The sequence below is a fragment of the Rhizobium sp. NRK18 genome, assembly GCF_024385575.1.
In the GTDB taxonomy this organism is placed as follows: Bacteria; Pseudomonadota; Alphaproteobacteria; order Rhizobiales; family Rhizobiaceae; genus JANFMV01.
Genome location: NZ_JANFMV010000001.1, coordinates 499,012 through 512,839, shown reverse-complemented (window position 1 = coordinate 512,839; position 13,828 = coordinate 499,012). Strand labels below are relative to the sequence as shown.

General features: G+C 62.2%; 14 protein-coding genes. 7 read left to right on the top strand and 7 right to left on the bottom strand.

Translation table 11 applies throughout. The features are described from left to right. Window positions 1-90: 90 nt before the first annotated feature. Both NN662_RS02320 and NN662_RS02315 read left to right on the top strand, forming a co-directional pair. Window positions 91-1,941, top strand: coding sequence for a methyl-accepting chemotaxis protein (locus tag NN662_RS02320; protein ID WP_261928706.1), 1,851 nt, complete (start codon window positions 91-93; stop codon window positions 1,939-1,941). Between the two features lie 177 nt (window positions 1,942-2,118). After that, window positions 2,119-2,838 carry an SH3 domain-containing protein gene (locus NN662_RS02315; RefSeq protein WP_261928705.1) on the top strand — a complete coding sequence of 240 codons (720 nt, stop codon included), beginning with the start codon at window positions 2,119-2,121 and terminating at the stop codon, window positions 2,836-2,838. A 96-nt stretch (window positions 2,839-2,934) separates the two neighbouring features. Here the strand turns inward: NN662_RS02315 and NN662_RS02310 are convergent, their stop codons facing one another. From NN662_RS02310 to odc2, 4 genes are all read right to left on the bottom strand, one after another. Beyond that, on the bottom strand, window positions 2,935-3,381 hold the full coding sequence (locus NN662_RS02310; RefSeq protein ID WP_261928704.1) for a glyoxalase superfamily protein: 447 nt from the start codon (window positions 3,379-3,381) through the stop codon (window positions 2,935-2,937). A 240-nt stretch (window positions 3,382-3,621) separates the two neighbouring features. Continuing rightward, a complete protein-coding gene (locus tag NN662_RS02305; protein WP_315972576.1) occupies window positions 3,622-4,311 on the bottom strand; it encodes an OmpW family protein in 690 nt (229 codons plus the stop codon). 297 nt (window positions 4,312-4,608) lie between these two features. Further along, window positions 4,609-5,196, bottom strand: a complete 588-nt coding sequence (locus NN662_RS02300; protein WP_261928703.1) for a GNAT family N-acetyltransferase — start codon at window positions 5,194-5,196, stop codon at window positions 4,609-4,611. Window positions 5,197-5,271: 75 nt separating this feature from the next. Further along, window positions 5,272-6,405 (bottom strand): ornithine/lysine decarboxylase, encoded by a 1,134-nt coding sequence (gene odc2 / locus NN662_RS02295; protein ID WP_261928702.1) that lies wholly within the window; start codon window positions 6,403-6,405, stop codon window positions 5,272-5,274. 521 nt (window positions 6,406-6,926) lie between these two features. Between odc2 and NN662_RS02290 the strand changes: the two genes are divergently transcribed. The 3 genes from NN662_RS02290 (at window position 6,927) to NN662_RS02280 (ending at window position 9,565) form a co-directional block, all read left to right on the top strand. Next, the gene (locus tag NN662_RS02290) at window positions 6,927-7,823 is read left to right on the top strand and encodes a LysR family transcriptional regulator (RefSeq protein ID WP_261928701.1); all 897 of its coding nucleotides are present in this window, start codon (window positions 6,927-6,929) and stop codon (window positions 7,821-7,823) included. Window positions 7,824-7,895: 72 nt separating this feature from the next. Then, window positions 7,896-8,528 carry a DUF1007 family protein gene (locus tag NN662_RS02285; protein WP_261928700.1) on the top strand — a complete coding sequence of 211 codons (633 nt, stop codon included), beginning with the start codon at window positions 7,896-7,898 and terminating at the stop codon, window positions 8,526-8,528. Next, window positions 8,522-9,565: a nickel/cobalt transporter gene (locus NN662_RS02280; RefSeq protein ID WP_261928699.1), complete on the top strand. Its 1,044-nt coding sequence runs from the start codon at window positions 8,522-8,524 to the stop codon at window positions 9,563-9,565. Before NN662_RS02285 ends, NN662_RS02280 begins: the two co-directional genes overlap by 7 nt. Before the next feature lie 7 nt (window positions 9,566-9,572). Here NN662_RS02280 and NN662_RS02275 read toward each other — a convergent pair whose 3' ends face one another. Beyond that, window positions 9,573-9,779 (bottom strand): hypothetical protein, encoded by a 207-nt coding sequence (locus tag NN662_RS02275; RefSeq protein WP_315972615.1) that lies wholly within the window; start codon window positions 9,777-9,779, stop codon window positions 9,573-9,575. Then, a complete protein-coding gene (locus NN662_RS02270; RefSeq protein ID WP_261928698.1) occupies window positions 9,776-10,474 on the bottom strand; it encodes a GNAT family N-acetyltransferase in 699 nt (232 codons plus the stop codon). The genes NN662_RS02275 and NN662_RS02270 overlap by 4 nt, the downstream gene beginning before the upstream one ends. Window positions 10,475-10,645: 171 nt before the next feature. Between NN662_RS02270 and NN662_RS02265 the strand changes: the two genes are divergently transcribed. Continuing rightward, entirely contained in the window at window positions 10,646-11,092 is a 447-nt protein-coding gene (locus NN662_RS02265; RefSeq protein ID WP_261928697.1) for a MarR family winged helix-turn-helix transcriptional regulator, read from the top strand. A 3-nt stretch (window positions 11,093-11,095) separates the two neighbouring features. Continuing rightward, window positions 11,096-13,087 (top strand): FUSC family protein, encoded by a 1,992-nt coding sequence (locus NN662_RS02260; RefSeq protein ID WP_261928696.1) that lies wholly within the window; start codon window positions 11,096-11,098, stop codon window positions 13,085-13,087. Here NN662_RS02260 and NN662_RS02255 read toward each other — a convergent pair. Beyond that, window positions 13,062-13,763 (bottom strand): tellurite resistance TerB family protein, encoded by a 702-nt coding sequence (locus NN662_RS02255; RefSeq protein ID WP_261928695.1) that lies wholly within the window; start codon window positions 13,761-13,763, stop codon window positions 13,062-13,064. The genes NN662_RS02260 and NN662_RS02255 overlap by 26 nt on opposite strands. Window positions 13,764-13,828 lie beyond the last annotated feature (65 nt).

Genomic DNA, 13,828 nt, shown 5'->3' with positions numbered 1-13,828 from the left:
GTAGAACCCGACACAAAAGTCCGGATTCACCGTTACTTAATCATCTTCCCACAAAATTTGACAAATTCTAATTTCCTGGGGGTCCCCGACATGAAACTTCTGTCGCGTTTTGGCTTGGTCAAGACGGTCACCATCTTGAGCACCGTTGTGACGCTCGCGGCCCTTGCCGCCACCTTCGTCGTGACCTGGCAGGTCATTTCCACCAACGTCCGCACCAATGCGATCGACGGCCAGAACCGCAGTCTGCGCATCGCCGCCGAAATCGTCAGCCGCGATGTTGACGGCACGAAGGTGACCTATGACAAGAACGGCAATGTCGACAAGATCGTCATGGACAAGGTTCCGACCGACGTGAAGGATCACGCAATGATCGACAGCGTCGGCCGCATTTCCGGCGAGACGGCGACGATCTTTGCGTGGGATGACGCTTCCAAGGATTTCTGGCGTCAGACGACCAACATCGTCAAGCCGGACGGCAATCGTGCGGTCGGCACCCAGCTCGGACAGAAGGGCGCCGTCTATCCGGTCGTCACCAAGGGCCAGACCTATCGCGGCGAGGCCGTCATTCTCGGCAAGCCCTATTACACCATCTACCAGCCGATCTTCTCTCCGGCAGGACAGGTGACCGGCATTCTCTATGCCGGCGTTGACGCCCAGGAAATCAATGCGGTGGCCAGCGAGATCGGCGTCAAGGTCGGTATCGCAGCAATCGTCGCCACTCTCGTTGCAGCCTGTCTGATTGCACTGGCGATGCGCGCAGCACTTGGCGGACTGCCGAAGCTGACCGACGTCGCACGCCGCATGACGGACGGCGAACTTGCCGTCGAGGTGCCCAACCTGACGCTCGGCAACGAGATCGGCGACCTGTCGCGCGCGATCGACATCTTCCGCCGCAACGAGCTCGAAGGGCGCGAACTGCGCAAGCAGTCCGAAACGATCCGCGAGACCGCCGAGCAGGAGCGCGCCGCGACCGAAAGCGAAAAGTCCCGCGACGCCGATCTCATTCGCCATTCGGTCGACCGCCTGGCCGAAGGCCTGACCCGCCTGTCGCAGGGCGATCTGACCGTCAGTATCGATGGCAGCTTCCACGGCGACATGGAACGCGTCCGCACCGATTTCAACGCCTCGGTCCGCAAGCTCAACGAGACCCTGACAGCAGTCAGCACCAACGCCCGGTCGATCGACGACAGCGCGATGGAAATGCGCTCGGCATCCGACAATCTCTCGAAGCGGACCGAACAGCAGGCCGCCTCGCTGGAGGAGACCTCCGCAGCGCTCGACGAGATCACGTCGACCGTCGGCAATGCATCGGCCCGCGCCCGCGAAGCCGCGCAGATGGTCGATGCAGCGAAGAAGAGCTCCGAAGCCTCCGCCCAGGTCGTTGCCGACGCGATTGCCGCCATGGGCCGCATCGAGGGCGCATCCGGCGAGATCTCGTCGATCATCAACGTCATCGACGAAATCGCCTTCCAGACGAACCTCCTCGCCCTCAATGCCGGCGTCGAAGCCGCCCGCGCCGGGGAAGCCGGCAAGGGTTTTGCCGTCGTCGCGCAGGAAGTTCGCGAACTGGCGCAACGCTCGGCGAATGCCGCCAAGGACATCAAGGGCCTCATTGAAAAGTCGGGCCAGGAAGTCCAGAGCGGGGTAACGCTGGTGCGCAATACCGGTGAAGCGCTGGAGGCGATCGCCTCGCAGGTCGCCCGCATCAACGAGTCGATCGGCGCCATCGCGACGAGCGCCAGCGAGCAGTCGACGGGCCTGAACGAGGTCAATTCGGCCGTCGGCCAGATGGACCAGATGACCCAGCAGAACGCCGCGATGGTGGAAGAGACGGCCGCACTCACACACCGCCTCGCCTCCGACGCACAGGCACTGGCCGGCCTCATCGAACAGTTCAAGCTGAGCCAGTCGACGGCAGCGCAGAGAAGTCGCGCGGCATAGTCCGGCTCAATCCGTTCCAAGATGAAGCAAGAAGAGCGGCAATTCACATTGCCGCTCTTCTTCCATGCGCATGAATGAAAGCTAAACGAAGACTTCACAACGCGTTCAGGCGGTGCGGTGTTATCTTCTTCTCACCGGCATGAGGACAGCATGCCGACCATCCAGAGGAGAGAGACAATGACCAACTTCAGCAAGGCTTCGGGCGCTGCCCTGGCAATCACCCTATCCCTATTCGCCGGCAGCGCGCTGGCGGCATCCGGCATCGCCACCGGCAACGTCAACGTTCGCACCGGACCCGGCACGAGCTTTTCCAAGGTCGACCAGCTCTATGACGGCGAGCACGTCGAGATAAAGGAATGCGCATCCGGCTGGTGCTTCGTCGAGCACACCGGCACCGACGGCTGGGTCAGCAGCAATTTCCTGGCCGTCGGCGGCAATAACGGCCCCGCAGACGACGAGGAAGACGCCGGCGGCAACGGCCCGGGCAACCCGCTCGACGATTGCGGCATCCAGATCGGCCCCGGCGGCGTGCAGATGGGGTGCGGCGCCGGCGCACCGTCCAACCAGCCCCCGCCTCCGCAGCCGCAGCCGCCCAAGCCACAACCGCCGAAGCCCCCGATCCCGCCGAAACTGCCGCCCAAGCTGACGCTCAGCCAGGTGTGCTTCTACAGCAAGGTGAACTATCAGGGCCCGCACTTCTGCGTTTCGCCGGGCAAGTCCAACGCCAAGCTTCAGGGCTTCTGGAACGATCGGATTTCCTCGATCAAGCTCATTGGCTCGGCCAAGGTCATGGTCTGCAAGGACTGGTACATGAGCGGCACCTGCACCGCCATCACCCAAAACCGGCCGACGCTGCTTCTGATGAACAACAAGATCTCGTCCTTCAAGGCTTTCTGAGCCGAACCGGACCGCAAGCAAAAGACCGGCGGAGCAAACTCCGCCGGTCTTTTCGTCCTTGTGCTGCCAGTCGGCCTTCCGAAACCCGCCTGACGGTCACCAGGCCAGTTCAAGATGAGGCCTTCCGTTGGAGGTTTTCTCCACCGTGCAGCCGTCTTCGCCGATCGTGCACGAGACTCGCTTGCGGAAGGCCGAAAAACTGTCGAAGGTGACGACGTCCACCGGCTCGTCGAAATCAAGCGTGATGCGGTAACGCCCCGGCTGCGCCGAGACCGCCTGCACGCCGATGATTTCACCGGAGAACGCCTGGCCGAGATAATGGCCGGAGACCCGCGAGCCCAGCATGTAGGGGTTGAGCGGCGGCCGGTTGCCGGCAATCGCCGCAAGCGTGTTCCAGTCGCGAAGGCCATATTGCTTCGCGATCAGTTCCAGGGCTTTCGAATGACTTATGGATGCTCCCTCGCCTTCCAGGGAAGCACGCAGGCGCTTGGCCTGGTCCTTCAATGCGTGAAGGGCGGGCAGCGGCATGGATAGTCCGCTCATGACAGTCCTCTTTTCCGGCATCCCGGTGTGGCCTGATAATGTGGGTGCCCGCATTGCCACCGGCCGGATGCCTTGAAAAAGCATGAACCGTGTCTCTTGGAAGAGGGAACTTCACCATGGGCTTCTTGCAAAGCCAGCGAGCGGCAGGGGTTCCAGCCCTTGCCGCCCGAGATAGTGTGTGACCTTGAAAATGTCAATCCGCGGGCCGCCTTCCCGCGGACGACATGCTCAGGCCGCCGCCTAGAAGCGGTAGGTCACGCCGGCACCGATCAGCCACGGATCGAGCTTGGCCTTGCCGCTGATCGGTGTCCCGCCGAGCTTTGCGTCGTAGTCGGCATTGAGGAAGATCTTCTTGACGTCGAAGTTCACGCCCCAGTGATCGTCGAGCATGTAGTCGAAGCCGGCCTGCAGGGCGACGCCGAAGGTGTCCTTCACCTTGAGGTCCGTAACCGAACCATGGCCGTCCTGATTGTAGAACATGGTGTAGTTCACACCGGCACCCAGATACGGCTTGAAGTCGCCGAAATTGGTGAAGTGGTACTGCAGCGTCAGCGTCGGCGGCAGGATCCAGGTCTTGCCGATGCGTCCGAGACCGTCGATCGATCCGTCGCCATAGATATTGGAGTAGGTCGTACCAAGGATCAGTTCGGCGGCAATGTTGTCGGTAAAGTAGTAGCTGATGTCGAGTTCCGGAATGACCGTGTTGCTGTAGGACAGGTCCGACCCCGACACGCCATCCACTTTACCGTCGTCATTCGGCACGACGCCGAGACCGCGGATGCGGACCTGCCATGGGGTGAGCTGAGCCGCCGGCGCTTCTGCCGCGGGAGTTGCAGGCGCCAGATCGGCCGCCATGGCCGCCGGCGCCGCGGCGATGAAAGTTGTTGTTGCAGCCAGTGCGAAAGTCCAAGCCGTCCAGCGAATGCCCATTTCAATTTCTCCTAAAATAAACAAGGCCATGCCTCGCGCGGAGTAAAGCGGAGCGGAGGAACAGACGATTGATTCAGATCAACGGAAGGGAGCTCTGCGACAAAAAAGACAGAGACGAATAGACATACGTTAAGTTGTATTTCCCAGGAATGACGTCCGTCAAAACAGCCAGGCAATGCGCACCGTCATCGGGATCGATGTGCAAGGACCGAAGGCAAGCAAAACGGCCGCCAACGATGATTCGCCGACGGCCGGAAACAGTTGCGACGGGACGCCGGACAAATTCCGGCTGCCGGATCAAGCGGCCTTGCGCAGCGCCTGGAGCGGAAGCTTGCGGCCTGCGGCCGTCAGCATGCCGGCTGCACCGTCAAGCCAGCCTTCGACAAGCTCCAGCGAAAGGAAGCGCGCACGCTCGAACGGACCCGGCATGACCAGGTGCTGGGTCTTGTCCGCGAAGAAGCCGAAGCGTTCGTAGTAGGCGGCATCGCCGACGAGCAGGATCGCACCATGGCCGCGCATCTTCGCTTCCATGATCGCATGACGCATCAGCGCGCCGCCGATGCCCTTGCCCTCATGCGCCGGATCGACGGCAAGCGGCCCGAGCAGGAGCGCCTTCACCGGCCTGCCGCACGTATCGATGCCGGCCTCGATGTCCCAAAGGCGCACCGTGCCGATGACCCGACCGGAATCGTCGCGGGCGACGAATGCCAGGCCTTCCGACGGAAGCCGGCCACGGCGCAGCTTCTCCGAAGACTTGCGGCGGCGGTTCCTGCCCATGGCCTGGTCGAGCAGGCGCTCACGGGCGGCAACATCGCCCTGATTTTCAACGTCAAGTACGAACGCCGGCGCAAAATTTGCGTGCACGGCACCAAGAACAGCGGCCATGGCGGCCTCCCCATTCCCTAGAAACTTCGAAAATTTGTGAGATTGCCGCTCCGGCTGTTCGCCGGAGCAGGCCTATCAGATCACGTAGGACTTCAAGGGCTCGAAGCCGTTGAAGGCGACCGCCGAGTAGGTGGTCGTGTAGGCGCCGGTGCCTTCGATCAGAACTTCGTCGCCGATCGAGAGCGTGAGCGGCAGCGGGTACATGTTCTTTTCATAGAGCACGTCAGCCGAATCGCAGGTCGGGCCGGCCAGCACGCAGGGCTCCATCTCGTCGCCGTCCCGCTCGGTGCGGATCGGGTAGCGGATCGCCTCGTCCATGGTTTCGGCCAGACCGCCGAACTTGCCGATGTCGAGGAAGACCCAGCGATGGTTGTCGTTGTCCGACTTCTTCGAAATCAGGACGACTTCAGCCTTGATCGTGCCGGCATTGCCGACCATGCCGCGGCCGGGCTCGATGATCGTCAGCGGCAGGCGGTTGCCGAAGTGCTTGCGCAGCGCACCGTTGATGGCCAGGCCGTAGGCTTCTGCCGACGGGATGTCCTTCAGGTACTTCGTCGGGAAGCCACCGCCCATGTTGACCATCTTCAGCGTGATGCCCTGCTTGGCAAGCTGGACGAAGACGCGCTTGGCATCGGCGAGAGCCGAATCCCAGGCATCGACCATGGTCATCTGCGAACCGACGTGGAACGAGACGCCATAGGATTCGAGGCCCAGCTGATGGGCGTAGACGAGCACGTCGACGGCCATCTGCGGCACGCAACCGAACTTGCGAGACAGCGGCCATTCCGCACCTTCGCCGTCCGTCAGCACGCGGCAGAAGACGCGTGCGCCGGGAGCCGCGCGGGAAATCTTCTCGACTTCCTCGTGGCTGTCGACGGCGAAGAGAGAAACGCCGAGCGCGTGAGCGCGGGCAATGTCGCGCTCCTTCTTGATCGTGTTACCGTACGAAACGCGCTCGGCGGTCGCGCCAGCGTCGAGCGCCATTTCGATTTCGGCAACGGATGCGCAATCGAAATTGGAGCCGAGGCTGGCGAGCAGACGAAGGATTTCCGGGGCCGGGTTGGCCTTGACGGCGTAGTAGATGGCGCTGTCCGGCATGGCGTGACGGAACGTTTCGAAGTTGCCACGCACGACGTCGAGGTCAACGACGAGGCACGGGCCTTCCGGACGGCGGTTCTTGATAAAGTCGAGGATGCGTGCAGTCGTCATCGTGTTACCCTTTCGAATTCCAATGGTCCGGAAAACCGGAGGACAAAAGTGTCGGGCGCTCTGCACGAGACCGGCCTTTGGAGCTGCCGGAACCATGGATAACGCTCGATACGCGAAGGCGAACCAAAACCCGCGAGGGTTTCAATTCCGCTTTGTCTGCCTTGGATTGGTTGGGGAACCCGACCGCACTTCCGGCAATGAAGGTGTGCCTCTTCAGTAACCCCGGCTGTTGGAAAGCCGGCAGACACCAGAAAGGCCCGCACCGTCGTTGCTTCAAGATGTCCTCGCATCACCGGTTGGCCGGAGAAACGACTGGAGGGGTTAGTTCCAGGTACCTTACCGTGTCCCTCACCTTGTCGAGAGATCGGCGGACACCCACAGGCACGTGCGACTTTGGGCAAGCGAGGAGATATGATTTCCGCCTGTAATAATCAAGAGTTTTTTGAGAGGTTTTTCCAAAAAATGCATTGAACGAATTGCCGCTTTCCGTTCAATAATCCTGCACGAAGCAGGAGCCCTGAATGGATACCCTCACCCGCATCCGCGCCTTCATCGACGTCGTCGAGGCCGAAGGCTTTTCCGCTGCTGCCAGGCGCACGGGCCGGTCCAAGGCATTGCTGTCGAAATATGTGCGGGAACTGGAGGACGAGCTTGGCGCACTCCTCCTGAATCGCACCACGCGGCAGTTCTCGATGACGGAAGCCGGCCACACCTATTATCGTTCCGCGTCGGACATCCTCAAGGAAATCGACAGCCTCGCCGATCTCGTGCGCGAGAACAATGCCGATCTGAAGGGTAAGCTGCGCATCACCGCGCCGCGCACTTTCGTCGATGCCGAAGTCGGCCAGTCGCTGATCGACTTCATCGTCGAACATCCCGACCTGTCACTGGAGATATCGTCGGAGGACCGATTCGCCGATCTCATCGAGGAAGGCTTCGACGCCGCCATCCGGATCACTAAGATGGAGGATTCCGGCCTGATCGCCCGCAAGATCAGCGATTTCCGTGTCCTGGTCTGCGCCTCTAACGACTTCATCGAGAAATACGGTCCGCTGGAACGCCCGCAGGACCTGACCAACGTGCCGTTCCTCGTCGATACCAACGCCCGCTCGCACAACAGCCTCAGGTTTCACGATCCCGAAGGCGGCGGCTTCAATGTCAATGTCACCGGCCCGCTGGAGGTCAACAGCCCGAGGGCGACGCTCCGCGGGGCGCTTGCCGGGCTGGGCGTCGCCGTCGTGCCGGACTTCGTGGCCCGCAGCCACGTCGAATCGGGTGCGCTGGTCAGTCTGTTCGAGGATTACATGGCCAAGGACAGGGGCATCTACGTCGTCTATCCGCACCGGCGCTATCTGCCGGCCAAGGTTCGGACGTTTGTCGACTTCATGTCGAACTGGTTCAAGAAGTCGCAGGAATGAGCATGGCCGCCGCCGCATTTCGGACTCTTTCATGACCAACGAAGATGCTCCCGTTCAGGAAAGACCGTCGCGATGAAGAAAGCAGCGCTCGCCGCACTCATGTGCCTGACGCCGATCCCGGCGCTCGCCCATCCGCACGTCTTCGCCGACGCCAAGCTGGAAGTCGTCGAAGGGCCGGACAAGACGCTGCTGGAACTCAAGCATACCTGGTATTTCGACGAGGTGTTCTCCTCCAGCGTCATGATGGACTACGACAAGAACACCGACCTGAAGCTCGAGCCCGATGAACTGGCGGACATCTCCAACACGGTGGTCAACTCGCTCGCCGATTATAGCTACTACACGCTGGTGACGCTGAACGGCAAAGACGTCGTCATGGCGCATCCGCACTACATCAAGGCGGATTTCAAGGACAACCGCCTGCTGATCACCTTCGCCATCAAGCCTGCCAAGCCGCTGCCGCTGAAAGGCAATATCAGCGTCGGCGCCTACGACCCCAGCCTCTACACTGCCCTCGACTTTGCCAAGGACAGTGACTTCAAGCTCGACGGCAAGGAGCTGAACGCCTGCAAGCACGCGGTCGTTCGTCCCGATCCCGACCAGATCATCAGCCAGAACCAGGCGAGCCTGACAGACTCCTTCTTCAACGATCCCACCACCATCCCGTCCAAGCTCGTCGCCACCCGGCTGGATCTGTCATGCTGAAGCGCCGCGGCGAGGTGAAGGCGGTCCTTCTCGCCCTGTCGATCGCCGCAATCTTCACCGGCGCTGCCCATGCGCAATCCTCGCTTGGCCTCGGAACCGCGGAACCCGTCGTCAGTCTCGGCAGCGGCGGGCCGCTTGCGCCGCTGTTTGCGTGGGTCAACGTCCAGCAGCAGGCCTTCTACCGCGCACTGACAGACGCGCTGAAGGAGATGCGCCAGAACCCTTGGGCCCTGTGGTCTCTCGTCACCCTTTCATTCACCTACGGCATCTTTCATGCCGCCGGCCCCGGTCACGGGAAGGCCGTTATCTCCTCCTACATGATCGCCAACGAAACCGAACTGAAGCGCGGCGTCGTCATTTCGTTTCTCTCAGCCATGACGCAGGGGCTCGTGGCGATCCTCGCTATAGGCACCGCCTTCTTCCTTTTGCGCGGCACGGGAATTTCGGTGACCAAAACCACCTGGGGCCTGGAGATCACATCCTATTTGCTGATCGTGCTGTTCGGTTTGAACATGCTCTGGCGCAAGCTTCGGTCCATGCGCCGCAAGCCGACCATCGTCGGCGGGCTCTTCGACGACCACGATCACAGCACCTGCACGCATGACCATGCGTTCGCCTTTGCCGGGGCCGCAGGTGGAAACAGGCAGCAGACCTTCGTCTGCGACAGCTGCGGCCATTCGCACGGCGCCGATCCCGCCATGCTGAAGGGTGACCGATTCGGCATCAGCGAGGCGTGGTCGGCCATCATCGCGGTCGGCCTTCGCCCCTGCTCCGGCGCACTGCTCGTGCTCACCTTCTCGCTGCTCAACGGCCTCTATCTCGGCGGCCTGCTCTCCGTCTTCGCCATGTCGGTGGGTACGGCCATCACCGTCGCAACACTGGCCACGCTCGCCGTGACGGCAAAGGACGTCGCCGTCCGCATCGCCGGCGGCGGCTCGCGTTTCGGGTCGTTCATTTCGAACGGCATCGAAATTCTGGGGGCTCTAATGGTGATCGTCTTCGGGCTGATGCTGCTTGGCGCATCGCTGACCGCATGACGCGAAGCTATCGCCGGCGCTGGTAGCGCGACCTGAGCCAGAAGATCACGAAGAAGGCGAGGATGACGAGGGCGCCGAAGGCAAAACCCAGGAAGGGCGAGTAGCCGCCCAGCCAGAGGACGATCTTCGGCATCAGCAGCAGCGCAAGACTGACGCCGACGAGGATCGCCGCCGCAGCGATCATCGCGCTGCGGGAATTGTTTTCGTTGCTCACGATCGTACCTCCGCCGACATTGCATTGCGGATATCGGCGAGCTTGCGCCGCTCCTGCCCTGCCGTATCGAAGTTTTCCGGATCGAGCCAGACTTCAAAAGCGGCTTTCAACAGTGGCCATTCCTTGTCGATCATCGAGAACCACGCCGTATCGCGGTTGGCGCCCTTGGAAATGACGTGCTGGCGAAACAGCCCTTCGAAGGTGAAGCCGTAGCGCACCGCCGATTTCTTGCTCGGCTCGTTGGCATTGTGGCACTTCCATTCGTACCGGCGATAACCGAGGTCGTCGAACACATGGCGAGCCATCAGATAATGCGCCTCCGTCGCCATCGGCGTGCGCGACATCGCCGGACCATGGGCGACCGAGCCGACCTCCACAACACCGTTTGCCGGATCGGCGCGCATGTAATTGGCCATGCCGACGACGTCGCCGGTCTTCCGGTTGACGAAGACCTCCGTCACCCAGCCGCCGGTTTTCTGGTTGACGTCGAGCCAGTCGGCGAACCCGTCGACCGTTTCGAAGATCGGACACGGAAAATAGGCCAGAAGATCGTTGATCTTCTCCGCGCCTCCAAATGCCTGCCACAACGCCTCGGCATGCTCGGCGCGGACATAGGGTACGAGATTGACCGTTCGCCCCTCGATCGAGACGGGCTTGGGCAAAGGGCGGGGCGTCCAGTTGGCGAGATCGTTCATGGCAGTCCGAAGCGGCTGGTTGCGGAATGCGCGATAGGATCACATAGCCGGTCCGCCTTCAATGCTACGCAACCACCCGCCGCTCCGATTTTCGAATCGGCCGGCACCGTCATTTGTTGACAAATTCATTGTATCCATATTACTTGAATTCAAACAATATGGATATCAACAATGTCTCCGATCGAACAACGTGCCGGACTGGGCATCCTCATGGCCGGATTGCAACGCCGCTGGCGCCGCCTCCTCGACCACGTGCTGGCAGAATCCGGTTTCAATGACGCCACCTGGCCGCCACTCCTCCACCTCGCCATCACCGGCGACGGCATCAATCAGACCGAACTGGCCGCACGCGTCGGCCTCGACGGCTCCAGCCTCGTCCGGCTGCTTGACCTCATGGAGACCAGGGGACTGATCGAGCGCCGCGCCAGCAGCGAGGACAGGCGCACGAAGCTGATCTTCCTGACCCCGGACGGGCATGACGCGGCCAGGGACATCCGCACGATCATCAAAAACGTGGAGGCCGACTTGCTTGCCGACATCGACGACACCGAAATCGCACTGATGACTGACGCCGTCTTCCGGATCGACGACCGCATCCAGACCTACAACGGACGCTGAATCATGAAGCTGCAGCGAAATACGGCAGGCGGTGTGCTGAAAGCGCTCGGCTTCGACGAGCAGGTCTTGCCCTATGCGATGCGCACCGCGCTGGCCGCATGCATCGCCCTGTTTACCGCATGGCTGCTCAAGCTGGAACATCCGCAATGGGCCGCCATGACGGTCTGGGCAGCCTCCCAGCCGGTGCGCGGCCATCTTCTCGAAAAGGGCCTGTTCCGTGTCGTCGGAACCCTGATCGGCGTCATCTTCGGTATCGGCCTGATGTGGCTTGCCGACGGCAATCCCTTCGTCCTGACGCTCGGCCTGACCGTCTGGATCGGCCTCTGTGCGGCGACCGGCAATCTGCTGCGCTCGTTTGCGGCGTATGGCGCGATGCTCGCCGGCTATTCCGCCGCGATGGTTACACTGCTTGAGGCCGCCCACCCGGACAAGATCGTCGAAATGGGGGTGGATCGTTTTCTCACCATCACAGTCGGCGTCGGCGTCGCGCTGCTGATTGGCTGGTTCTTTGCCAAGCGGCAGGAGACCGACCCGATTGTGGCCGGAACCCGGATACTGACATCGAAACTGCTCCGCCAGATCGCAGCGGACCTCACGGACAAAAACGAGCCACACGATCGCGACGAGACACAGGCCGCCTTGCTGGCGGAGATGGCCGCAATCGAAGACGCGCTCGACGGACATGGCGCCGGATCGTTCAACCGCCGCCGCACCGCCCGCGCGATCCGGATCCTGTTCATCCGGCACATGGCGCTGATGGCCGGACTGCGCGACGTCTCGCTGGCCACCGACGAAAAGCTGGCCGGCGCGCTCGGAAACCTGGCTGACGCTCTGGAAAATGACATCGCCAGCAGCGATGCCTCCAGCCACCTGCGGATTGCGCTCGCCCTGTCGCGAGACCGGCTGCAAATTCGGGACATGCTGCATGCGCTCGCCGCAGCGCTCCGCGACGGAACGGTGGATTTGCCTCAGGCATCCGTCAGCGCTGAAAGCCTGGTGCTCCATCGCGACTGGCTCGGTGCCCTGCAGGCGATGATCCGCGCCGGCCTCACCATATTCGTCATCGGCACGGTGTGGTCCGTGACAGGACTTTCCGTCGGTCCGTTCATGATGCTCGGCGCCTCCATCATGGTCACGATCTTCTCGGCATTCGACATGCCGCATGTCATTTTGCGATCGGTGGTGTTCGGGCAGGCCTTCGGCGCGCTCGGGGCCATCGCCTGCCGCTGGCTCGTCTGGCCGCTTGCCTCCTCGCAAGCCGAGCTGCTCGTGCTCGTCCTACCCTTCATCCTGTTCGGCGCTCTGATCATGGCCCATCGGAGAACGGCGCGCTTCGGCTTCGACTACAACATGGTTCTCCTTCTGCTGCTGCAGCCGGCTTTCCCGCTCACCGGCACGCCCGGCCACTCATTCCTGATGATGGGCGCGGTCGTGGCCGGTCCGACGCTCGGGCTTGCCGCCTTCACGCTGATCTACCCCGTCAGCCTGCAGCGGCGCTTCGACACGCTGATCGCGATGATGGTGCATGATCTGGAGGCGATGAGCGCGCCCGATGGCCATCGCCACGACATCGAAGTGTGGCGGATGCGCTTTTATCATCGCGTGCTGCGACTGGTCCGCCTTGCCGGACGGATCGGCGAGGCGGAAATTACCGCGGCACGCACGGGCATGACGATATTTGCGGTCGGCAAGGCGGTCCGCCAGATCCACGAAGCGGTTGATTCCGGAACAGCGAATGCAGAAATCAGCGACCGGCTGCGCCTGACCTTGAGGGACCTGCAATCCCTCTCGAGGGATCCGCAACGTTGTGCCCGTTCGCTGGAGCGCACGGCCGACCGCCTGCACGCGGAGGCCGGCATGGAGACAAGCCTTCTCGCCCGCGCGGCGGCGCTGATCGACGAAAATGCCGCCCAGCTCCAACGCGCCGAAAAGGCCGGTCTGCGCGGCCTGTATCCGACGTTCCGGTTTTTCAGGCCGAGCGCGATGCGGCCATGACGGTCGCCTCGATGTGTTCGACGAGCGGATCGGGAAGGCCCAGGCGGCCGGCCAGGAGATCGAGATAGCCGCGCTCGGTGCGCGTATCCGGATCGATCGTCAGGCGTGAAACCGTGTAGACCTCGACGCGCTGCTCTTCCGTCTTGGCGCCGGCCACCAGTTCGGCCATGCCGAGCGGCGCAGCCAGTTCCCGCTCCAGGAACTGCCCCGCCTCGTCGTCCAGAGCGGAAAGCCGGATCTTGTCCATGATGTTGGCGCGTTCGCTCGCATCGATATGGCCATCGGCATTGGCTGCGGCGATCATGGCGCGCACCAGATGCAGCGCAAAATCATTGTCCGTCTGCTGCAGGGAAAAGCCGGAGTCGCTCGGCGGCGGCAGCATGGCCGGATCGGCGGGAACATTGTCGCTCTCGGCCGGCGCCTTGCCCGCCTGATAATTCTTGTAGGCCTGGTATCCGAGGCCGGCCACGACGGCCAGGCCGCCGAGTTTCAGCGCGCTGCCGGTCAGCGAACGCCCGGTCTTGGTGCCGAGCAGAACGCCGAGGACGGCACTGGTCGCCAGCGGATTGTCCTTCGCCGTCTGCCAGGCGCCGCTTGCCTTGTCCTTGACCGTTCCCGTCGTTCCGGGAACCTGCGAACCGAGGAACTGGTCCAGCAATTTCTTGGCGTCGAACATCTTGGCAATCTCCGTTCCGTTGAGCTTGAGGCTGACATAGGAACGGAGATCGGCAATTACAAACC